Origin of the sequence: Pseudomonas sp. P9_2, from assembly GCF_034008255.1 — a bacterium.
In the GTDB taxonomy this organism is placed as follows: Bacteria; Pseudomonadota; Gammaproteobacteria; order Pseudomonadales; family Pseudomonadaceae; genus Aquipseudomonas; species Aquipseudomonas synxantha_A.
In genome coordinates this window covers 3,512,955-3,535,609 of sequence record NZ_CP125376.1, presented here as the reverse complement: position 1 = coordinate 3,535,609, position 22,655 = coordinate 3,512,955, and the positions used below count along the sequence as shown (strand labels likewise).

At 63.0% G+C, this 22,655-nt stretch carries 10 protein-coding genes and 1 pseudogene; 6 read left to right on the top strand and 5 right to left on the bottom strand.

Annotation, left to right across the window (positions count from 1 at the left end):
* Window positions 1-16: 16 nt before the first annotated feature.
* Complete coding sequence (locus tag QMK52_RS15840) at window positions 17-12,913, bottom strand: non-ribosomal peptide synthetase (RefSeq protein WP_320403058.1); 12,897 nt, start codon at window positions 12,911-12,913, stop codon at window positions 17-19.
* A 51-nt stretch (window positions 12,914-12,964) separates the two neighbouring features.
* Window positions 12,965-13,717, bottom strand: coding sequence for a thioesterase II family protein (locus QMK52_RS15835; RefSeq protein ID WP_194438851.1), 753 nt, complete (start codon window positions 13,715-13,717; stop codon window positions 12,965-12,967).
* Window positions 13,718-14,018: 301 nt separating this feature from the next.
* Here QMK52_RS15835 and QMK52_RS15830 point away from each other — a divergent pair, with 301 nt between their 5' ends.
* Window positions 14,019-14,570, top strand: coding sequence for an RNA polymerase factor sigma-70 (locus QMK52_RS15830; RefSeq protein ID WP_005789991.1), 552 nt, complete (start codon window positions 14,019-14,021; stop codon window positions 14,568-14,570).
* 14 nt (window positions 14,571-14,584) lie between these two features.
* Here QMK52_RS15830 and QMK52_RS27415 read toward each other — a convergent pair.
* From QMK52_RS27415 to QMK52_RS15820, 3 genes and pseudogenes are all read right to left on the bottom strand, one after another.
* Window positions 14,585-14,674: pseudogene (locus tag QMK52_RS27415) on the bottom strand (outer membrane lipoprotein carrier protein LolA); the annotation flags it as partial.
* Between the two features lie 40 nt (window positions 14,675-14,714).
* A complete protein-coding gene (locus QMK52_RS15825; RefSeq protein ID WP_005789993.1) occupies window positions 14,715-15,503 on the bottom strand; it encodes a substrate-binding periplasmic protein in 789 nt (262 codons plus the stop codon).
* A gap of 92 nt (window positions 15,504-15,595) precedes the next feature.
* Window positions 15,596-16,219, bottom strand: coding sequence for a TetR/AcrR family transcriptional regulator (locus tag QMK52_RS15820; RefSeq protein WP_005789994.1), 624 nt, complete (start codon window positions 16,217-16,219; stop codon window positions 15,596-15,598).
* Window positions 16,220-16,372: 153 nt separating this feature from the next.
* Here QMK52_RS15820 and QMK52_RS15815 point away from each other — a divergent pair, with 153 nt between their 5' ends.
* From QMK52_RS15815 to QMK52_RS15795, 5 genes are read left to right on the top strand one after another with little or no spacing between them, the layout of a single operon-like run.
* Window positions 16,373-18,151 carry an acyclic terpene utilization AtuA family protein gene (locus tag QMK52_RS15815; protein ID WP_005789996.1) on the top strand — a complete coding sequence of 593 codons (1,779 nt, stop codon included), beginning with the start codon at window positions 16,373-16,375 and terminating at the stop codon, window positions 18,149-18,151.
* A 12-nt stretch (window positions 18,152-18,163) separates the two neighbouring features.
* A complete protein-coding gene (locus QMK52_RS15810; protein WP_320403057.1) occupies window positions 18,164-19,036 on the top strand; it encodes an SDR family oxidoreductase in 873 nt (290 codons plus the stop codon).
* Window positions 19,037-19,040: 4 nt separating this feature from the next.
* Window positions 19,041-20,657, top strand: a complete 1,617-nt coding sequence (gene atuC / locus QMK52_RS15805) for a geranyl-CoA carboxylase subunit beta (RefSeq protein ID WP_320403056.1) — start codon at window positions 19,041-19,043, stop codon at window positions 20,655-20,657.
* A 17-nt stretch (window positions 20,658-20,674) separates the two neighbouring features.
* Complete coding sequence (gene atuD, locus QMK52_RS15800; protein ID WP_320403055.1) at window positions 20,675-21,832, top strand: citronellyl-CoA dehydrogenase; 1,158 nt, start codon at window positions 20,675-20,677, stop codon at window positions 21,830-21,832.
* On the top strand, window positions 21,829-22,590 hold the full coding sequence (locus QMK52_RS15795; protein WP_320403054.1) for an enoyl-CoA hydratase/isomerase family protein: 762 nt from the start codon (window positions 21,829-21,831) through the stop codon (window positions 22,588-22,590). The genes atuD and QMK52_RS15795 overlap by 4 nt, the downstream gene beginning before the upstream one ends.
* Window positions 22,591-22,655: the final 65 nt, after the last annotated feature.

The following is a 22,655-nucleotide window of genomic DNA, read 5'->3' as shown; positions in this document are numbered from 1 at the left end:
TGACAGGCAACGACGATTAAAGTCCCTCCAACTCCGCCATCAAATCACTCAACCGATCCACCTTCTCGGCACTGATCTCATTGGCCGCCAACCCGTCGATATACTCAGCCAACTCCGCCACCGTGCTGCACTCGAACATCGCCCGCAGCGGCACATCGCGCTGCAACGTTTTCTGCACCCGCGAGGCGATCTGCGTAGCCAGCAAGGAGTGCCCGCCCAGTTCGAAGAAGTTGTCCTGCACCCCGACCCTTTCAACCTTCAACACCTCGGCCCAAATTCCGGCCAGGGTGGTTTCCAGTTCATTACGCGGCGCCAGGTAGTCCTGGCTGTGCAGTTGGCCGATCTCCAGGGCCGGTAGGGCCTTGCGGTCGAGTTTGCCGTTGCCGTTGAGTGGCAGGCGCTCAAGCCAAAGCCAGTGCAGCGGCACCATGTACTCCGGCAGTTCGGCACGCAGGCGTTGCTTGATGCGGTCCAGGCGTTCGTTGACGTTCAATGCGTCATCAGTTGCCACCAGGTAGCCAACCAGATGCTTGCCGTTAACGCCCTCCTGAACGCCGACCGCCGCGTCGCGGACGTCAGGTTGTTCATGCAGGCGCGCTTCGATTTCACCCAGTTCGATGCGGTAGCCGCGAATCTTCACCTGATGGTCGATCCGCCCGACGTACTCCAGCACACCATCGCTGCGGCGCCGCGCCAGATCGCCGGTGCGGTAGAGACGTTCGCCCGGTGCACCAAATGGGTTGGGCACGAATACCTGGACGGTGCGCAGCGGATCGCTGACATAACCGCGACCGACACCGGTGCCGGCGACACACAATTCACCGATTGCGCCCTGGGGCACCAAGTCGAGCGCACCGTCGAGCAGGTACAAACGGTTGTTGTCGGTCGGCGTACCAATCGGCAGGTAAGTGCCACGGGTCGAGGCCAGGTCGACGCGGAAGAACGCCACATCATCCGAACATTCCGCCGGGCCATAAGCGTTAACCAGACCAATCTGCGGATAGCGCAGCAACCACTGGTGCGCCAGTTCCGGAGGCATTGCCTCACCCGTCGGCAACATCCAGCGCAAACCATCCAGGCCGATACGCTCCTGGGCCAACATGCCCTGGATCAGCGACGGCACACTCTCCAGCACAGTGATGCCCTGTGCTTGAACGTGCGCCAGCAACCCCTGCGGATCATGGGCAATGGTGTTCGGCACAATATCTACCCGCGCACCAAACAGCGGCGCGGCGAGGAACTGCCAGACGGAAATATCAAAGCTTTGCGAAGCGGTCTGGGCGATCACATCCGCGTCGCTCAGCCCCAGATACGGCACCTTGCTCAACTGGTTGTTGAGCATCCCGCGCTGTTCGACCATCACGCCCTTGGGCAAGCCGGTGGAGCCCGAGGTATAGATCACGTAAGCGAGGTTGTCCGGGCCGCTATAGAAGCCTGGGTTTTCGCCACGGGCAGGGATTTCCTCCCACACCAGCAGTTGGCAGTCGACGCCTTCGAGCAGCTCGATGGCCTGTTCCCGGCACGCTTCGGTGCACACCAGCAAGGGCGTGCGGCTCAGGTCGATGATGCGGCTCAGGCGCGGACCCGGCAGGCCCGGATCCAGCGGCAGGTAGCCGGCACCGGCCTTGAAGCTGCCGATGATCATGCCCAGCAGGTCCAACCCACGTTCAGCCAGCAACGCCACCGGTTGGTCCAGGCCCACACCCGCCGCAATGAGCGCGTGGCCCAGGCCATTGCTGCGGCGGTTCAGCTCGTCATAGCTCCATTGCTGGTCGAGGCAACTGGCGGCGATACGCTGCGGATGTTGCGCCACCTGTTGCTCGAACAACTCGATGTAGCTGCGCTCCAGCGGGTAGGCATGTGCGCTCTGGTTACAGCCTTCCACCAGGAATTCACGTTCCTGCTCGCCAATCAGCGGCAAATCAGCCATGTCGCCATGGAAGCCTTGCACCAGCGCCAGCAGCAGGCGCTTGAACTCACTGAGCATGCCTTGCACGGTGCTTTCGTCGAAGTAGCGCTGGTCGTAGGACAGGTGCAAACCAAGGTCATTCCCCGGATAGCACACGGCAGTCAGCGGGAAGTTGGTGTGGGTACGCCCGGAATCCGAGGTGGCATTCAGGCTTTGCGCACGGTCCAGCACCGAGACTTCCACCGGGGCGTTTTCGAACACAAACAGGCTGTCGAACAACGGCTGGCCCTTGGGCAATTCGCTGTGCTCCTGGATCGTCACCAGCGGCAGGTATTCGTACTCGCGCAGCTGCATATTGCTGTCGAGCAAGGCGCTTAACCACTGGCGTACGCTGCAGCGCTGGCCGTCCTCGGGCAGTTTCACCCGCAGTGCGATGCTGTTGATAAACAGGCCGACGGTACGTTGCATCTCGGGCATCTCTACCGGGCGCCCGGCCACCGTGACACCGAACACCACATCGCGATCGCCACTCAAGCGACGCAGCACCAATGCCCATGCCGCCTGGGCAAAGGTGTTGACGGTGAGCTGGTGCGCCTGCGCCAGTTCACGCAGTTGCGCACCGTCGCGGGCATCGAGGCGGGTGTAGCAGTCGCCCACCACCATGCCGCCGCTACCGCCGGCATGTTCGCGCAGGAACGGGCGATCGCTCGGGATCGGCGTGGTGCGTTCGAAGCCTTGCAGGTTTTGTTGCCACCACTGGCGCGCTTCATTGAGGTTCTGGCGTTGCAGCCAGGCAATGTAATCGCGGTAGCGCGGCGGCGTCGCCAGTTGCGCGTCGCGACCCTCGCCCAGGGCCATGTAGATATCAAAGAAATCATTCATCAACAGCGAACGGCACCATGCATCGATGAGGATGTGGTGGTTGCTCATCATGAACCAGTAACGTGCCTCCCCCACGCGGATCAGGCGCAAGTGGAACGGAGCCTGGTTGAGCAGGTCGAAACCGGCTTCGCGCTCGGCCTTGAGCAATGCTTGCAGGCGCGGTTCCTGCTCGGTCTCGGGGACAGCGCTCCAGTCCAGGTATTCAATCGGCGTGCTGCCGGGCTTGTGGATCACTTGCAGCATGTCTTCGCCGACGTTCCAGCAGAACGAAGCGCGCAAGGCTTCATGGCGGGCGATCACCGCTTGCCAGGCCTGGGCGAAACGCTCGGGGTCCAGGGCACTGTTGATGCGGTAACGGTCCTGCATGTAATACAGGCCGGTGCCCGGTTCCAGCAAGGTATGCAGCAACAGGCCCTCTTGCATCGGGGTCAGCGGATAGACGTCTTCGATGGCGCTGGCCGGAACCGGCAAGGCATCCAGTTGCGCCTGGGTCAGGTGCGCCAAGGGGAAATCGGACGGCGTGAGGCCACCGGCGTCGTCCTGCAGGCAATGGGCGATCAGGCTGCGCAGTTCGGCCAGGTAGGCGTCGGCCAGGTTGCCGATGGTGTGCGCATCGTGGCGCTCACGGCTGAAGGTCCAGCGCAGCACCAGCTCACCGCCGTAGACCTGGCTGTCGACACTCAGCTCATTGGGCAGCGGTGCGTCCGGATCATGGGCCAGGCCGGCGGACTCATCCAGCGGGTGGAACAGCGCCTCGGCGCCAAAGCTCTGGTCGAACTGCCCGAGGTAGTTGAAGGTGATGTCGGCGCCTGGCAATGCCGCCATGCTGCGTTTGCACAGATCGTCCGCCAGGTAGCGCAGCACGCCGTAACCCAAGCCCTTGTGCGGCACGCCGCGCAGTTGCTCCTTGATCGCCTTGATCGAGGCGCCCTGCTCGGCCAGCGGGGTCAGACGCAACGGGTAGGCGCTGGTGAACCAACCGACGCTGCGCGTCAGGTCGATCTCATCGAACAACGGTTCGCGGCCGTGGCCTTCCAGCTGAATCAACGCCGAGTCGTGGCCGCTCCAGCGGCACAGCACACGGGCCAGGGCCGTCAACAACAAGTCGTTGACCTGGGTGCGGTAGGCGCTCGGCGCTTGCTGCAACAGTTGGCGCGTGGTCTCTGCGTCCAGGCGCACGCTGATCGTCTCGGCGTCACGATTGCGCAAGCTGCCTTGCGCACGTGCCACCGGCAGTGTCACCGCCGGGCCGGCCAACTGGTCCTGCCACAGGCTTAACTCTTCGCGCAGGGATTCGCTGCCGGCGTACGCCTGCAAACGCGCGGCCCAGTCGCGCAACGCGCTGGTCTTGGCCGGCAGGCTGACAGACTGGCCGTCACTGAGTTGGCGATAAACGTTTTGCAGATCCTCCAGCAATACACGCCACGACACGCCATCGACCACCAGGTGATGGATCGCGATCAGCAAGCGCTGCTGGCCCTGCGGCCCGTCCACCAGCAACGCACGCAACAGCGGCCCGTGCTCAAGGTCGAGGCTGCGCTGGGTATCGGTGAACAGCGCGGTGCATTGCTCCATGTCGCGCACCTGCGCCTGCATCAGCATGCCGCCTTCCGGCACGGCCAGGTGTTCGGCATGCCACTGCGCGTCGCGCCGGGTGAAGCTCAGGCGCAGCGCGTCGTGATGTTCCAGCACCGCCAGCAACGCTTGCTCCAGGCGATGGGGGTCGAGCAATTGCAACGGCTTGAGCACCAGCGCCTGGTTCCAGTGCTGGCGTGCCGCAATATCGGTGTCGAAGAACCAATGCTGGATCGGCGTAAGCCCAGAGCTGCCGGTCAATACACCTTGCTCGGCGGTGACCTGCTGCGAATGGGTGGCGACAGCGGCCAGGGTTTGCACGGTCTGGTGCTGGAACAGGTCACGGGGGCTGAAATGGATCCCGGCCTGGCGCGCCCGGCTGACCACCTGGATCGACAGGATCGAGTCACCGCCCAGCTCAAAGAAGTTATCGTCGAGGCCGACTTGCTGCACATTCAACACCGCGCACCAGATGGCGGCCAGGCTGTGTTCCAGCTCACTGCGGGGCGCTACGTAGGCTTGGCGATTGGCCTCAGGGTCCGGCTCAGGCAAAGCGCGGCGGTCGAGCTTGCCGTTGGCGGTCAGCGGCATACTGTCCAGCACGATCAAATGCGCAGGCACCATGTAGTCCGGCAGTTGCGCCTTGAGGTGCGCCTTCAGCGCCTCGCGCAAGGCGACAGGCTCGGCATCGCTGACCAGGTACGCCACCAGTTGCTTGCCGCTCGGTGCATCCAGGGCCAGCACCACCGCCTCGCGCACGGCGGCATGTTCGAGCAAGCGCGTTTCAATCTCGCCCAACTCGATACGGAAACCACGAATCTTCACCTGGTGGTCGATACGCCCCAGGTATTCCACCAGGCCATCGGCGCGTTGGCGCACCAGGTCGCCGGTGCGGTACAGGCGCCCGCCCTTGGCGGCAAACGGATCGGCGACAAACCGCTCCGCCGTCATCCCTGGCCGGCGGTGGTAACCCTGGGCCAGGCCGGCACCGCCGATATACAACTCACCACTGGCGCCTTGGGGCACCAGCGCCAGGTCGGCGTCGAGAATGTAGGCCACGCGCGCACCGATGATGCTGCCGATCGGCACGCTGCCGGCGCCCTCTTCCAACTGCTGCGGCGCCAGGCTGGCCAGCGGCATCACCACGGTTTCGGTGGGGCCATAGGCGTTGAAGAACACCTCAGGCATGAACGCCGCACGAATACGTTGCAGGTGCTCGCCGGTCAAGGCTTCGCCACCGGTGATGCACATGCGCACCGGCAAGGTCTGCTGCCGGGTCGCCAGCCACTGCGCCAACTGGCTGCCATAGCTGGGGGTAAAGCCAAGGATATTGATGCGATGGGTACGAATCAGCGCGCAGATTTCTTCGGCATCCCACTGGCCCTGGGCGCGCAATACCACCTGGGCACCGCTGAGCAGCGGCACCAACAAACGCTCGGTGGCGGCGTCGAAGTTGATCGAATAAAAGTGCAGCTCGCAGTCATCCGGGCGCATACCGAACCGTTCGATCACCGCCTGGCAATGCATGGCGATTTCACCGTGGGACACCACCACGCCTTTCGGCTTTCCGGTGGAGCCGGAGGTATAGATCAGGTACGCCTGGTGTTGCGCCAGGCTCACAAACGGCAGCGCATCGGCAGGGTAATTCTCCAGCACCGGCAGGTCGTCTTCCAGGCACCAGCACGCCACGGTCGTCGGTAATTCGCCGAGGGCTTCGAACATCGCCGCATCGCTGAGCAGCAAGCCGATGTCGCTGTCCTCGATCATGTAATGCAGGCGGTCCAGCGGGTATTCCGGGTCCAGCGGCACGTAGGCGCCACCGGACTTGAGGATCGCCAGCAGGCCGACGACCATTTCCAGCGAGCGCTGCAGTGCCAGGCCGACCCGTACCTGCGGGCCCACCCCGCGCTCGCGCAGCATCCAGGCCAGGCGGTTGGCGCGGGCGTCCAGCTCAGCATAAGTGAGCGTCACACCGGCAAAGGTCAGCGCTGGGGCATCGGCACGCTGGCTGGCTTGATGGCTGAACAGCTGATGGATGCATTGGTCGAGGCGATGCTCGCCCTTCTCAACCCCGAGACTGTCCTGCAATGCGCGCTGTTCATCTGCGCTCAGCAACGGCAATTCGCTGAGACGCTGCTGCGGGTTGGCAATCAAGGCTTGCAACAGGTTGCGCCAATGTTCGGCCATGCGCGCAATGCGCGGTTCATCGAACAGGTCGGTGCTGTAGGTCAGGCAGCAACCCAGGCGATGGTCGAGGTCGGTGACTTCCAGGTTAAGGTCGAACTTGGTCGCCCGCGCATCGTTGGCCAGGTACTCGACGGTCATGCCCGCCAGTTGGCGGCTCTGCTGGAACTCCCAGCGCTGCACGTTGCACATCACCTGGAACAGCGGGTTGTACGCCGCGCTGCGCGGCGGTTGCAGGGCTTCGACCAGATGATCGAACGGCAGGTCCTGATGAGACTGGCCCTCGATCACCGTATGACGGACTTGCTCGAACAGCTGGGCGACACTCATCTGCCCATCGAGCTGGCAACGCAGCACCTGGGTGTTGAGGAACGCGCCGATCAGCCCTTCGCTTTCCGGACGAATGCGGTTGGCGACCGGCGCGCCGATGCGCAGGTCGGTCTGGCCGCTGTAGCGGTAGAGCAACACGGCCAGGGTGGCGGTCATGGTCATGAACAGCGTGAGGCCGCGCTCGGCATTGAAGGCGCGCACGCGGGCCGCCAACTCATCGCTCAGGTCAAAGCGGTACAGCTCGCCCTGGTGGCTTTGTACCGCAGGCCGTGGGCGGTCGCCGGGCAGCTCCAGCAGAGGATGTTCAGTGCCCAGTTGCGCGGTCCAGTAATCCAGCTGGCGTTGGCGCTCACCGGACTCCAGCCACTGGCGCTGCCACACGCTGTAGTCGAGGTACTGCACCGGCAGCGGCGCCAGCGGCGAATCGCGTTCGTCGATAAAAGCTTCGTACAAGGCGCTGAGTTCACGGGCGAAGATGTCCATGGCCCAGCCTTCGGTGACGATATGGTGCAGGGTCAGCACCAGGTAGTGTTCCTGCTCGTCGGCCTTGACCAGGCAGGCTCGCAACAGCGGCCCGGTTTCCAGGTTGAATGGCGTGTGCGCTTCCTGATCAGCCAGTTGCTGCAAGCGCTGTTGGCGCTCGGTTTCGTTCAGTGCGCAGAAGTCCTGCCAGTCCATGCGTACAGCGGTCTGCGGCGAAACCTTCTGGTATGCCACGCCGTCAACGCTCGGGAAGGTGGTACGCAGGGTTTCGTGACGCATGATCAATGCCTGCAACGCCGCCTCGAAACGTTGCACATCCAGCACGCCGCGCAGGCGCGCCATGCCGCCGACGTTGTAGGCCGGGCTGTCCGGTTCCATCTGCCAGAGGAACCACATGCGCTGCTGGGAATAGGACAACGGCACCGGCGCGCTGCGGTCGACCTTGGCGATTGCGCTTTGTTGATTGCGCTGCCCCGCCGCCTGGATCAGCCCGACCTGCTCGACAAAGGCGCCCAACTCACTGGCTTCGAACAGGGTGCGCAACGGCAGCTCTACGTCACACGCCTGGCGGGTGCGCGAGATGATTTGCGTGGCCAGCAACGAGTGCCCGCCCAAGGCGAAGAAGTCATCGCGCAGGCCAATGCGCGGCAGGCCCAAGACCTCGCGCCAGATCGCGGCGATTTGCAGCTGCAACGGTGTGTGCGGTTCGACGTGTTCGCGGGTTTGCCAGACCGGCTCGGGCAAGGCGCGCCGGTCGAGCTTGCCGCTGGGGCTCAGGGGCATGGCGTCCAGGCGCATCAGCAGCGCGGGCACCATGTATTCCGGCAATTGGGCGGCCAGGGCGGTTTTGACCTGTTGCTCATCCAGTTCGGTGTGGGCGGTGTAATAGCCGATCAACTGCGCGTCGCGCACCAGCACCACGGCTTGGGCGATACCGTCCTGGGCCAGCAGGCGTGCTTCGATTTCTTCCGGTTCCACCCGGAACCCACGCAGTTTGACCTGCTGGTCCAGGCGCCCGAGGTATTCAAGCACGCCATCGGCACTCCAGCGCGCCCGGTCACCGGTGCGATACAGGCGTGCGCCCGCCTCACCCAAGGGGTCGGCGACAAAGCGTTCGGCCGTCAGCCCGGCACGACCAAGATAACCACGCGCCAGGCCGATGCCGCCGATGCACAACTCGCCCGGCACCCCGACCGGCAGCGGGTTGAGCTGCTCGTCGAGCACGCGGCAGATCACATTGCCCAACGGCCGACCAATCGGCGAGCGCTCACCATCGGTGGCGGAGCAATGCCAATGAGTAACGTTGATTGCGGTTTCGGTCGGGCCATAACGGTTGTGCAGTTGCACTGCCGGCAACTGCGCCAACACGCGGTTGCGCAACTCGGCGGGCAAGGCTTCGCCGCCGGAGAACATACGGCGCAGGCTGGTGCATTCAGCTGCCAGCGGTTCATCGATAAACAGCTGTAACAACGGTGGCACGAAGTGCAGCGTGGTCACGCCATGTTCCTGCACCAACTGCGCGATGCGGTGCGGGTCGCGGTGTTCACCCGGCCCCGCGAGCACCAGGCGGCAACCGGTGATCAGCGGCCAGAAACACTCCCACACCGACACGTCGAAACTGATCGGCGCCTTTTGCATCAGCACATCGGTTTCATTCAATTGATAGGTGGCCTGCATCCACTGCAAACGCTCGGCCAGCGCGCCATGGGTGTTGCCCACGCCTTTGGGCAGGCCGGTGGATCCAGAGGTGTAGATCACATAGGCGAGGTTATCGCCATGCAGGTGCAAGCCTGGCGCTTGGGTCGGCCAGCTGTCGAGGTGCAGGCTGTCCATGGCAATCACGCACACGCCTTCGGCAGTCGGCAACTGCTCCAGCAACGCGGTTTGGGTCAGCAGCAGGTGTACGCCACTGTCCTTGAGCATGTAGGCCAGGCGCTCGGCAGGGTAATCCGGATCGAGCGGCACGTAGGCGCCACCGGCCTTGATGATGGCCAGCAGGCCGATCAGCAGTTGCGGCGAACGCTCGGCGGCGATGGCCACACACACGTCCGGGCCGACGCCTTTGTCGCGCAGGTAGTGAGCCAGGCGGTTGGCCTGGGTATGCAGTTGGGCGAAGGTCAGGCTGCCGTGCTGCCAGACCAGCGCAGTGGCGTCCGAAGTCTGTTGGCTGAGCAACTCAGGCAACCACTGCCGGGCCGGCTCGCAGGGCGCTTCGCCCCAGGGTTGCTGCTGGCCGGGCGGCATCAACGGCAGGTCGTCGATGGCCTGTTGCGGTTGCTCGCAGACCGCTTGCAACACGCTGACGTAGTGCTCGGCCAGGCGCTGGATAGTCGCGCTTTCGAACAGCTCATCGGCGTAGTCGAACGACAGGCTGAAGCGCCCGTTGCGGTCTTCTTCGCTATGCAGTTGCAGGTCGAACTTGGCTTCGCGGCTGTGCCATGGCAGTTCATCAGCCAACAGGCCCGGCAAGCGGCGCAAGGCACTCAGGTCACGTTGCTGGTGGTTGAACATCACCTGGAACAGGCCCTGTTCACGGGCCTGGGGGAAGGCTTCCAGTAATTGTTCGAAGGGCAAGTCCTGATGGGCCTGGGCCCCCAACGCACTGTGGCGGGTGGCGGCCAACAGTTGGTCGAACGGCAGGCGTCCGTCCAGCTCGGCACGTAGTACCAGGGTGTTGATAAAGAAACCGATCAGACCCTGGGTTTCTTGGCGCGGGCGGTTGGCATTGGGCACGCCGATGCGAATATCGCGCTGGCCGCTGTAGCGATGAAGCAAGGTCTGGAACGCCGCAAGCAACAGCATGAACGGGGTCGACTCATGAGCCTGGGCGGTTTGGCGAATCGCGGCGCTGAGGCGTGTATCCAGACGCAGGCTATGCCGCGAGGCGCTGTGCCGATGCTGGGCCGAACGCGGATGATCGGTGGCCAGGTTCAAGGCCGGATGCTCGTCACCCAACTGCGCCGTCCAGTAAGCCAACTGGCGCGAGCCTTCGCCTTCGGCCAGCCATTGGCGCTGCCAGCTGCCGTAGTCGGCGTAGTGCAGGGCCAGCGGTGGCAGCTCAAGGGGCTGCCCTTGGACAGCAGCGGCGTATAGGCGCGAGAACTCGTCGATCAGGATATTCAGCGACCAGCCGTCGGCAATGATGTGGTGCAGCGTCACCAGCAGTTGGTGGTCTTCATCGTCCAGGCGCACCAGGGTGACCCACAGCAGCGGGCCTTTCTCCAGGTCGAATTGGGTACGCGCTTCATCTTCGCGAATCTGCTGCGCACGCGCTTCGCGCTCGGCAGCGGGCAAGTCACTGAGGTCGATGACTTGCAGCGCAAAATCCGTCGCGGCCTCGACACGCTGAAAGCCCTGACCCTCGCGCTCGTAAAAGCGCGTACGCAGGGCTTCGTGGCGTTGGATCAGTTGCTGGAAGCTTGCGCGCAACGCCTCTTCATCCAGCTCGCCACGCAGGTGCAAGGCGCCGGGAATGGTGTAGGCGCTGCTGTGCGGGTCCAACTGCCAGGTGATCCACAGGCGGTTCTGTGCCAGCGACTGGGGCAGCTCTTCCTGGCGCGGCAACGCGTGAATCACGCCCTGCGCGACGCCGCCGTCCTGTTGCAATTGCGCCACGCCCGCCGCAAAGGCAGACAGCGTCGGTGCTTCGAACAGCAGGCGCAGGTTCAGTTCCAGGCCCAGGGTTTCACGCAGGCGGGCGACCACTTGGGTGGCGCTGATGGAGTTGCCACCCAGCAGGAAGAAATGGTCATCGGCGGCCACGCTGGGCAGTTGCAGTTGCTCGCACCAGATCGCCGCGATCTGTTGTTGCACATCAGACGCCAGCGCCGCCCCGCTCGCAGCCTCTTGTACTCCGGGGAATTGCGCATAGCTATCGAGGCTGCCATCGGCGTGGCGAATCGCACAGGCTGCGCGCTGTACCTTACCGCTGGAGGTTTTCGGCAGCGCACCGGGGTTAAGCAGCACCACCACGCTCGGGGCTTGCTGGCAGGACTCGGCCACCGCTTGGCGGATCGCTTTGATCAGTGCTTCTGGCGGCAGGATTTTCTGCACGCTGCGGCTGATTTCCGCAGCAATGCCGATGCCCTCCAGGCCCTGGTCATTCACGGCAAAGGCGGCGACGCGACCTTTGCGCACCACCTCAACTTCACGCTCGATGGTCTGTTCAATGTCCTGGGGGTAGAGGTTGTGGCCGCGCACGATCAGCAGGTCTTTGAGGCGACCGGTGATATACACCTCGCCGTCGCGGATGAAACCCAGGTCACCGGTGCGCAACCAGGTGCGGCCGGCGTGCTGAACGAAGGTCTTGGCGCTGGCTTCGGGGTTGCGCCAGTAACCGTGGGCGATACTCGGCCCCGTGGCCCAGAGTTCGCCGACACAGTTGTCGGCAAGCTCGGTGAGGGTATGCGGGTCGGCGATCAGCACAGCGTGGTCCGGCTGGCTGGTGCCGCAACTCATGATCGCACTGCCCTGACCCGGTTCGGCACGGTTGGCGGCCAGCGCTTGCTCATCCATGTGCATCGCGGGAATCCCGCAACCACGGGTGCCGCCGGCAACAAACAGGGTCGCTTCGGCCAAACCGTAGGAGGCGAAGAAGTTGTTCGGAGTAAAACCGCAGGCGGCGAATTTTTCCGCGAAGCGCTCCAGGGTATCGAGGCGAATCGGCTCGGAGCCGGAATAGGCCACGCGCCAGCGGCTCAAATCCAGGCGTTCAAGGGCCGACTCGCTGACCCGCTCGCTGCACAGGCGGTAGGCGAAATCCGGGCCGCCACTGATGGTGCCGCCGTATTCGCTGATCGCTTGCAGCCAACGCAACGGTCGGCCGAGAAAATAGGCCGGCGACATCAACACACAGGGCACGCCGCTGAAAATCGGTTGCAGCAGACCACCGATCAGGCCCATGTCGTGATACAGCGGCAACCAGCTGACAATCACGTCATCGGGGTTGAGGTCGATACCGAAGCCACGACGGATCAGCACTTCGTTGGCCACCAGGTTGCCATGGCTGACTTGCACGCCCTTGGGCAAGGCGGTGGAGCCCGAGGTGTATTGCAGGAAGGCGATGTCGTCGGCCTGCAACTGGGGCTCGACCCAGTGCTCGGCAAGCTGCGCCTCCAGGGTGTCCACGCTCAGCACCGGCGGCGCGTTTTCAATCTGCGCCAGGTCCTCGCTGAGGCTGGCAATCGTCAACAACAGGCGCGGCTCGGCATCGCTGATGATCGACAGCAGGCGCTCCTGATGATGGCGGCGCGTGGACTCCGGCGGATACGCCGGCACCGCGATCACCCCGGCGTACAGGCACCCAAAGAACGCTGCGACGTAGTCCGGGCCGCTGGGGAACAGCAGCACCGCCCGTTCGCCCAGGCCGGCATTGGCTTGCAAGGCGGCGGCGATGGTGCGGGCGCGTTGGTCCAGGTCGCGGTAGCTGAGTACCACACTGTGCTCGGCGCTGTCGGCGAGGAAGCGCAACGCGACCTGATCCGGTGCCTGCGCAGCGCGGCGTTGAAGGGACTGGACCAGGGTGCGGGGGAGTTCGAAGGCGTCCATCATGGGGTTCCTGCCTGAGATCGGCTTACGGGAAATTCGGGAAGTCGGTGAGGTTCAGCCGGCGGCAAGTTGCCGTGCCGCGCCAATGCGCCAGCGCGCCAGATGCTCGTCGGCATAGCGCCGCAGGCAGCGCAATACGGCGCTTTCGTGCTGTACGAGAAAGAAGTGATGGCCGTCGAACATGTCCAGGGAGAAACCGCTGGCGGCGTCGAGTTGCCAGTCGAGCAACTGGTCGGCGCGTACGCTGTCCTGCTTGCCGCCAAACACATGGATTGGCAGGCCAAGCGGCTCGCGCTCGCCGTAGATGAAGCTGCCGCACAGCAGGAAGTCGGCGCGCAGGATCGGCAACATCAACTGCATCAACTCGGGGCTAGCCAGGGCTTCTTCGGTAGTGCCCTGCAATTCGCGCAGGCGGGCGATCAGTTGGGCATCGGACTTCTCGATGGCGTATTCGCTGACATCGCGCCGCGCCGGGCCAGCCGTGCCTGAAGCAAATAACGCCAGGGGCGCAGGCACATTGCGCGCGCTCAAGGCATGGGCCAACTCAAACGCCAACAGCCCACCCAGGCTGTGGCCGAACAAGGCATAAGGGCCGTCGAGATCACGGCTGATTTCCTCAGCCAATTGCGCCGCCAGAGCCTTGATATCGCGCTGCAACGGCTCGTCCATGCGCCTGCCGCGCCCGGGTAATTCCAGCGGGCATACCTGCAACCAATCCGGCAGGACGCGGCGCCAGCGAGCATAGACCGAGGCGCTGGCGCCTGAGTGGGGCAGGCAAAACAGACGCAGCCGGGCAGGCGTATTCATCACGCAAGCACTCCAAACTGACACATGCCCAATGCACGATAAAAACCCATCTGCTCCTCCTGCGGGTGCTGATCCTTGGCCGTTTGTTAACAAGCCTGTCACCCAGAAGAACGGACGGCCCCGGCAAATAATTAGTCGCAGGGGGCGAGCGAGACGTGGTTCACACCTTCCACAAAGGCATAAGATTAGTTCGCCTTCTCATTTGACAATCATTATCATTCAGCATAATTTGTTGCCCGATGTGTAGGAGGCCTCAGCAAGGACGCCCTCCCCTAACCTCTTTTGCGACAAGGTGATTTCCATGACGGAACAAGTATCCACAGGCAGGTGCGACTCACCCCTTCTGCAGGCGTTCGTCGATAATCGACTGATATTGGTGAAGATCGCCGCTCGCATTACCGGGTGCCGTTCCCGTGCCGAAGACGTGGTACAGGACGCCTACTTCCGATTGCAGTCAGCGCCGACGATCACTTCATCGTTCAAGGCCCAACTGAGTTACCTGTTCCAGATCGTGCGCAACCTGGCGATCGATCATTACCGCAAGCAGGCCCTGGAGCTCAAATACTCGGGGACCGAAGAGGAAGGCTTGAATGTGGTCATTCACGGCGCTTCACCGGAAACCTCCCATATCAATTTCAACACCCTGGAAAACATCGCCGACGCCCTGACGGAACTGCCCCAGCGCACCCGCTATGCGTTCGAGATGTACCGCCTGCATGGCGTGCCGCAAAAGGATATCGCCAAGGAATTGGGGGTTTCGCCGACATTGGTGAACTTCATGATTCGCGATGCGCTGGTGCATTGCCGCAAGGTGTCGGGCAGCCACAGCGATACGTTTGCACGCAGGGTTTGAGCGCGGCAGAAACAAACTGTAGGAGCGAGCTTGCTCGCGAAAAACACACAGGCGCCGCGTTCATTCAGGAAGCCTGCGTTATCGTTGACGTTTTTCGCGAGCAAGCTCGCTCCTACACAGGCAGTTTATTTTGCCTCTTCGGTCTCAAGGCACTGGCGTCAGATCAATACGATACGGCTCGAAAATCTTCAGCATCTGCCCATTGTCCCGCAAGCCCTTGAGCAGTGCGGAAAACGCCTCAGCCGTGATCGGTGCCTTGGGCCGCAGCAACGCGTAATGGTGATACACCTGGTCAATGCGCTCGGACACCAGAAATTGCCTGGCCATGTCCACATTGCGCACCAGAAAATCACTCAGGTACGAACGCGTCACCAAGGCAATATCGGCCCGCCCACGCGCAACCATCAGCAGGTTGCTGTCATGGGAATAGGTCAAGGTGGCGTTGAAGTGCTGGGCCATGTTCCTGGGGTCAGGGTTGAAGCCCGCAAACGCGTAGTGATAGCCGCTGAAGACTGCCAGGCGCTTGCCGGCAAGGTCGGCAAAATAGCTTTCGTCGCGACCGGGCTGGCGTTGGGCGACGAAGATTTCTGCGTCTTCCAGGCCCATGTCGACGCTGGTATGGGCAATATCCCGCCAGCCCCAGGACGGATTCTCGAAAATTGCCATGTCGACCCGGCCTTGCTCGAAATCACGGAAACGCCGGGGAATAGATGTGGGTACCAATACAAACTGGTAGTCGGTTTGCGCAGCGTTCAGGGCCTCGATCAATTGCGGCAGCAAACCGGTGTCGGCACCTTGTTCAGGACGTACGGTGTAAGGCGGAAAGTGCGCCGCGCCGATCCTCACCAATTGCGCAGCGCCCGCCTGCGTCCACACGGCGCTGCCCAGTGCCCATAATGCAAGTCCTGCAGCCAGCCGCCATGGCGAAAACATCGAGGCACACACCGTTGAATATTCTGATGGCGCTAAGCTAGGCGTTTTTATCGGGGGAGACAACGTTCGCCCTCAAATTAATAGCGTGCACCTCAATCCGCCTTTAACACCATCAGCAGGGCCTCTTCGGCCAATTCTTCAAGGGTCAGGCTGCCCTGGGTACGGAACCAGGTAGTGGTCCAGGACAACGCGCCCGTCAGGAAACGCCGAGTAATAAACACGTCACCGCGGATATACCCGGCGGTCTTGGCCTCACCCAATACCTGCAACCAGATATCTTCATAAACGTCGCGCAAGGCCAGCACCTGGGCCTGGCCCTCGGCCGACAGCGAACGCCATTCGTAGACCAGCACCGCCATGGCCTCGCCGCTGCCGCCCATGATCGACTGCAACTCGCAGCGAATCAGCGCCAGCACACGCTCGCGTACAGTGCTCGCCTCTTCCAGCGCGGCGCGCATCATTGCGGTGTTGTAGTGGATGGTTTCTTCCATCACCGCCCGCAGAATCTCGTCCTTGCTCTTGAAATGATGAAAGATGCTGCCCGACTGTATGCCCACGGCGCTGGCAAGGTCACGCACGGTAGTGCGCTCAAAACCCTTGTTGCGAAACAGGTGAGCCGCGGTTTGCAGCAATTTGCCCCGGGCGCTCTCGGGGTCGGTCAATCGGCCACCGGCGACCATGGCGCGCATCACCCCCAGGGCTTTGTGCTCATCCATGCTGCTCTCCTTCACTTGTGCTGACATCTTGGGCGGCAATTTAGGCCGTGGCCGCCACCCAAGCAAGCGCTTGGGTAAAACTTGTGCGCACAGTTTACAAACCAAGCGCTTGCTTGGTAGTCTCGACACCAGCCCCTGGAGGACGGATTTCTCATGAGCAAAACGGTTCGTATCGGCTGCGCCAGCGCCTTCTGGGGCGACACCTGCACGGCGGCCGCTCAATTAGTGCACGGCGGCGCCCTGGATTACCTGGTGTTCGACTACCTGGCGGAAGTCACCATGTCGATTCTCGCCGGAGCACGCATGAAAGACCCCAAAGCCGGTTACGCCACGGACTTTGTCGAGGTCCTCACGCCCTTGCTGGCGGATCTCCAACGCCAGGGCATCCGCGTGATCAGCAATGCCGGCGGCATCAACCCCCAGGCCTGCGCCGCCGCCCTGCAAGCGGCCTGCGACCAGGCCGGCATTGCGCTGAAAATCGCGGTGCTGCTCGGCGATGACCTGCACCCCCAACTCAAACACCTGCCCAACGTCACCGACATGTTCAATGGCGCCCCGCTGCCACCTTTGTGCGTGTCCGCCAATGCCTACCTCGGCGCGCCGGGGATTGCCCAGGCCCTGGGGCTCGGCGCCGATATCGTCATCACCGGCCGGGTAGTCGACAGCGCGGTGGTCAGCGCGGCCCTGGTGCATGAGTTCAACTGGTCATGGCAGGACTACGATCATCTGGCCCAGGCCGCCCTGGCCGGGCATATCATCGAATGCGGTGCCCAGTGCACCGGCGGCAACTTCACCGATTGGCGCGACGTACCGGACTACGAGCACATCGGCTTCCCCATCGTCGAAGTCAGCGCCGACGGCCAGTTCACCGTCAACAAAGTCGAAGGCAGCGGCGGCCTGATCAGTGAACTCAGCGTGGCCGAACAGCTGCTGTATGAAATCGCTGATCCGCGCGCCTATCTGCTGCCGGATGTGATCTGCGATTTCAGCCAGGTCAAGTTGCAGCAGCAAGGCAAGCATTCAGTGCGTGTGCACGGCGCCAAGGGGCTACCACCCACCGATCGGTACAAGGTCAGCGCCACCTATCCTGATGGTTTCCGCTGTACCGCCAGTTGTCTGCTTGCCGGGATCGACGCGGTGGCCAAGGCCGAGCGGGTCAGCCAGGCGATCATCAACAAGACCGAGCAACTGTTCAACCAACGCGGTTGGGCGCCCTACACCGACGTGAACATTGAGCTGCTGGGCAGCGAAGCCACCTACGGCGCCCATGCCCGGCGTGAGGATTGCCGCGAAGTGGTGATGAAACTGGCCGTGAGGCACCCGAGCAAACAGGCCCTGGTGCTGTTCGCCCGCGAGATCGCGCAAGCGGCCACGGGCATGGCACCGGGGCTCACCGGCATCGTCGGCGGGCGGCCGACGGTCTACCCGTTGATTCGGCTGTTTTCGTTCCTGATCGACAAGGCGGCCTGTGCAGTGAGCGTCGATTATCAAGGCCAACGCCACGCCGTCGAGCTGCCCGCCGCGCTCCCCCTACGCACGCCCGCTGCCCCCATCGAACCGCCCAAACCCCAAGGCCGCGCCGACGCCAGCGTGCCCCTGGTAAAACTCGCCGTGGCGCGCTCCGGTGACAAGGGCAACCACAGCAATATCGGCGTGATCGCCCGCCACCCCGACTACCTGCCATGGATCGCCGAAACGCTGACCCGGGAGGTGATCGTCGACTGGATGAGCCACGTGCTCGACCCCCTTCACGGCCGCGTCGAGCGCTGGTATCTGCCCGGCAGCCACAGCCTGAATTTCCTGCTGGAAAATGCCCTGGGCGGCGGCGGTATCGCCAGCCTGCGCATCGACCCGCAAGGCAAAGCCTTTGCCCAGCAACTGCTGGAAATCCCCATCGCCGTGCCGCAACACATTGCCGACCAACTCACCTAAAGGACCGTTGCCGTGGCCTTCGACTCGATCTTCAAAGCCGACCTGTTCCAGGGGCAAACCGTGATTGTCACCGGAGGCGGCAGTGGCATTGGCCGCTGCACCGCCCATGAGCTGGCGGCCCTGGGCGCTCGCGTGATCCTGGTGGGCCGCAAGGCGGAAAAGCTGCAGAAGGTCGCAGCGGAAATTGCCGAAGATGGCGGCGTCGCCCATTGGCATGTCTGTGATATTCGTGATGAAGAAGCGGTGAAAGCGCTGGTCACGCAGATCCTGCACGACCATGGCCCCATCCATGGCCTGGTCAATAATGCCGGCGGCCAATACCCCTCGCCCCTGGCCGCCATCAACCAAAAGGGCTTTGAAACCGTACTGCGCACCAACCTGGTGGGTGGTTTCCTGGTGGCGCGGGAAGTGTTCAACCAGTCGATGAGCAAGCACGGTGGATCAATCGTCAACATGCTCGCCGACATGTGGGGCGGTATGCCCGGCATGGGCCATTCCGGCGCAGCGCGCGCGGGCATGGATAATTTCACCAAGACCGCCGCGTTTGAATGGGGCTATGCCGGGGTGCGCGTCAACGCCGTGGCGCCCGGCTGGATCGCCTCCAGCGGCATGGACACCTATGAAGGCGCGTTCAAGGCCGTGATCCCCACCTTGCGCGAGCATGTGCCGCTCAAACGCATCGGCACCGAGTCGGAAGTCAGCGCGGCCATCGTTTTTCTACTCAGCCCGGCCGCGGCCTTTGTCAGCGGCAGCACGCTGCGCATCGACGGTGCCGCCAGCCTGGGCAGTCGGGCATGGCCGCTGCACAAGGCACAGGCGCCGAGCCAACCCTTCAATGGGTTCCACCGTGCCTATCTGCCGGATGTGCTCAAGACGGAGCAATAACGCGATGCCGACGATTGAAACCCTGGTCGATCCCCACAGCCCACAGTTCGCACAGAATCGCGCCGCGATGCTGGCCGCCATCGCCCAGTTACATCAACTGGAACACAACCTGCTGGCCAAGGCTGAGGAGGCCAGGCCCAAGTTCGACAAGCGCGGCCAATTGCTGCCCCGCGAGCGCCTCAACCTGCTGCTCGACCCGGGCGCGCCGTTTCTGGAACTGGCCAGCCTGGCCGGCTACAAACTCCACGACGACAAGGACGGCAGCGCCGCCGGTGGCGGGCTGATCGCCGGCATCGGCTATGTCAGCGGCGTGCGCATGTTGGTGGTGGCCAACAACAGCGCGATCAAGGGCGGCACCATTTCCCCCTCGGGCCTGAAGAAATCCCTGCGCCTGCAACAGATCGCCATGGAGAACAAACTGCCGGTGGTGACCCTCGCCGAAAGCGGCGGCGCCAACCTCAATTATGCCGCCGAGATTTTCGTCGAAGGTGCGCGCAGCTTTGCCAACCAGGCGCGCATGTCGGCGATGGGCCTGCCGCAAATCACCGTGGTGCATGGCTCGGCCACGGCAGGCGGTGCGTATCAGCCGGGCTTGTCGGATTACGTGGTGGTGGTACGCGGCAAGGCCAAGCTGTTCCTTGCCGGGCCACCACTGCTCAAGGCCGCCACCGGCGAAGTCGCCAGCGACGAAGATTTGGGCGGTGCGCAGATGCACGCGCAAACCGCCGGCACCGCTGAATACCTGGCGGAAAATGATGCCGATGGCGTGCGTATCGTGCGAGAAATTGTCGGCCTGCTGCCGTGGAATGACCGGCAGCCGCCGGCGGTAAAAAACGCCTATGCCGAGCCGCTGTACCCCATCGACGAGTTGCTGGGGCTGATCCCCGATGATCCGAAAAAGCCCTACGACGTGCGCGAAATCCTCGCGCGCCTGGCCGACGCCTCTCATTTCCTGGAGTTCAAAAACGAGTTCGACGCCCATACCGTCTGCGGCCATCTGCATATCCAGGGCCGCGCCGTTGGTGTGATCGGCAACAACGGCCCCATCACGCCGAAGGGCGCAAGCAAGGCCGCGCAGTTTATCCAGCTGTGTGATCAGAGCCGTACGCCGCTGCTGTTCCTGCACAACACCACCGGTTTCATGGTCGGCACCGAGTCCGAACAGCAAGGGGTGATCAAGCACGGTGCAAAGATGATTCAGGCGGTGGCCAACGCCCGCGTGCCTAAACTCACGGTGGTGGTCGGTGGCTCCTACGGTGCCGGTAACTATGCGATGTGCGGGCGCGGCCTTGACCCCCGCTTTATCTTCGCCTGGCCCAACAGCCGCACAGCGGTCATGGGTGGCGCGCAAGCCGGCAAGGTGCTGCGCATCGTCACCGAGGCCAAGCAGTTGAAGGACGGCTTGGTGCCCGACCCAAAGGTGCTGGACATGCTCGAACAGGTCACCGCGCAGAAGCTCGACAGCCAGTCCACCGCGCTCTACGGCAGCGCCAATCTGTGGGATGACGGGTTGATCGATCCACGGGATACCCGCACCTTGCTTGGGTTCCTGCTGGATATTTGCCATGAGGCTGAACTAAGGCAACTGCAACCGAACAGCTTTGGTGTGGCGCGATTCTAATCAGGAGAACAATAAAAATGATCTTCACCCAGGAACATCAGGAACTGCGCCGCACCGTGCGCGCCTTCGTCGACCGCGAGATCAACCCCCATGTCGACGAGTGGGAAAAAGCCGGGCGCTTTCCCATCCACGAAATCTTCCGCAAGGCCGGCGAGCTGGGCCTGCTGGGCATTTCCAAGCCGGAGCAGTTCGGCGGCATGGGCCTGGATTACAGCTACTCCATCGTCGCCGCCGAAGAATTCGGCAGCATCCGCTGTGGCGGCATCCCCATGTCCATCGGCGTGCAGACCGACATGTGCACCCCGGCCCTGGCCCGCTTCGGCTCCGATGAATTGCGCGAGGAGTTCCTGCGCCCGGCCATCAGCGGTGAACAGGTCGGCTGCATCGGCGTGTCGGAAACCGGCGCCGGCTCCGACGTGGCCGGGCTCAAGACCCATGCGCGTAAAGACGGCAACGACTATGTGATCAACGGCAGCAAGATGTGGATCACCAACTCGCCCAGCGCCGACTTTATCTGCCTGCTCGCCAACACCTCCGATGACAAGCCGCATATCAACAAGTCGCTGATCATGGTGCCGATGAACACGCCGGGCATCAGCGTCAGCCCGCCCCTGGAAAAGCTCGGCATGCACAGCTCCGAAACCGCCCAGGTGTTCTTCGACGGCGTGCGTGTGCCGCAGCGCAACCGCATCGGCCATGAAGGCGCAGGCTTCATGATGCAGATGTTGCAGTTCCAGGAAGAACGTCTGTTTGGCGCGGCCAATATGATCAAGGGCCTGGAGTACTGCATCGACAGCACCATCGAATACTGCAAAGAGCGCCAGACCTTCGGCAAGGCGCTGATCGACAACCAGGTGATCCACTTCCGCCTGGCCGAACTGGCCACCGAAATCGAGTGTCTGCGTGCGTTGGTCTACCAGGCTACCGAGCAGTACATCAAGGGCCAGGATGTGACTCGCCTGGCGTCCATGGCCAAGCTCAAGGCCGGACGCCTGGGCCGTGAGGTCAGCGACAGTTGCCTGCAATATTGGGGCGGCATGGGCTTCATGTGGGACAACCCGGTGGCCCGCGCCTACCGCGACGTGCGCCTGGTATCGATTGGCGGCGGTGCCGACGAAATCATGCTGGGCATCATCTGCAAACTGATGGGCACCCTGCCAGGTAAAAAGCCATGAGTACCCTGCTGCTGGAAGCCCATAACGGCGTGCTGCATATCACCCTCAACCGGCCCGAATGCCGCAATGCAATGAGCCTGGCCATGGTCAAGGAACTGCATGCAGTACTGGCGCAATTGGACAGCCAGGTACGCGCCGTGGTGATCAGCGGTGCGGGGGGACATTTCTGCGCCGGTGCCGATGTGAAGGACCTGGTCGGCGCGGGGGATCAGTTACACGCGTTGAACCGCGCGTTTGGCACCTTGCTGCAAGAGGTGCAAGCGCTGCCGCAGGTGGTGATCGCAGTGCTGCAAGGCGCGGTGCTGGGCGGTGGGTTTGGGTTGGCCTGTGTGAGTGATATTGCGATCGCCGAACACAAGGCGCAGTTCGGCTTGCCGGAGACCAGCCTGGGGTTGTTGCCGGCGCAGATAGCGCCGTTTGTGGTCAAGCGCATCGGCTTGACCCAGGCACGGCGGCTGGCGCTGACGGCGGCGCGGTTTGATGGGATCGAGGCTGGCCGTTTGGGCGTGGTGCATTTTGTCGAGCACGATGCCCAGGCACTGGCGCAGCGGCTGGATGAAGTGTTGGGGCAGGTATTGCAGTGCGCGCCGGGGGCCAATGCGCGAACCAAATCCCTGTTGCTGGCAAGCGTGGATGAGCCGCTTGATGCAGTACTGGACCGCGGGGCGCAGTGGTTTGCCGAGGCGGTGAGAAGCGATGAAGGGATTGAGGGGACGCAGGCGTTTGTGCAGAAGCGAAAGCCGGGTTGGTCTCGATGACGCCATCGCAGGCAAGCCAGCTCCCACAGGGGAACACATTTCAAATGTGGGAGCTGGCTTGCCTG

Excerpts from the sequence above, each read along its gene's own strand:
- QMK52_RS15840 (WP_320403058.1), bottom strand. The coding sequence starts at position 12,913 with ATGATGGACGCCTTCGAACTCCCCCGCACCCTGGTCCAGTCCCTTCAA.
- QMK52_RS15835 (WP_194438851.1), bottom strand. The coding sequence starts at position 13,717 with ATGAATACGCCTGCCCGGCTGCGTCTGTTTTGCCTGCCCCACTCAGGC.
- QMK52_RS15830 (WP_005789991.1), top strand. The coding sequence starts at position 14,019 with ATGACGGAACAAGTATCCACAGGCAGGTGCGACTCACCCCTTCTGCAG.
- QMK52_RS15825 (WP_005789993.1), bottom strand. The coding sequence starts at position 15,503 with ATGTTTTCGCCATGGCGGCTGGCTGCAGGACTTGCATTATGGGCACTG.
- QMK52_RS15820 (WP_005789994.1), bottom strand. The coding sequence starts at position 16,219 with ATGGATGAGCACAAAGCCCTGGGGGTGATGCGCGCCATGGTCGCCGGT.
- QMK52_RS15815 (WP_005789996.1), top strand. The coding sequence starts at position 16,373 with ATGAGCAAAACGGTTCGTATCGGCTGCGCCAGCGCCTTCTGGGGCGAC.
- atuC (WP_320403056.1), top strand. The coding sequence starts at position 19,041 with ATGCCGACGATTGAAACCCTGGTCGATCCCCACAGCCCACAGTTCGCA.
- atuD (WP_320403055.1), top strand. The coding sequence starts at position 20,675 with ATGATCTTCACCCAGGAACATCAGGAACTGCGCCGCACCGTGCGCGCC.
- QMK52_RS15795 (WP_320403054.1), top strand. The coding sequence starts at position 21,829 with ATGAGTACCCTGCTGCTGGAAGCCCATAACGGCGTGCTGCATATCACC.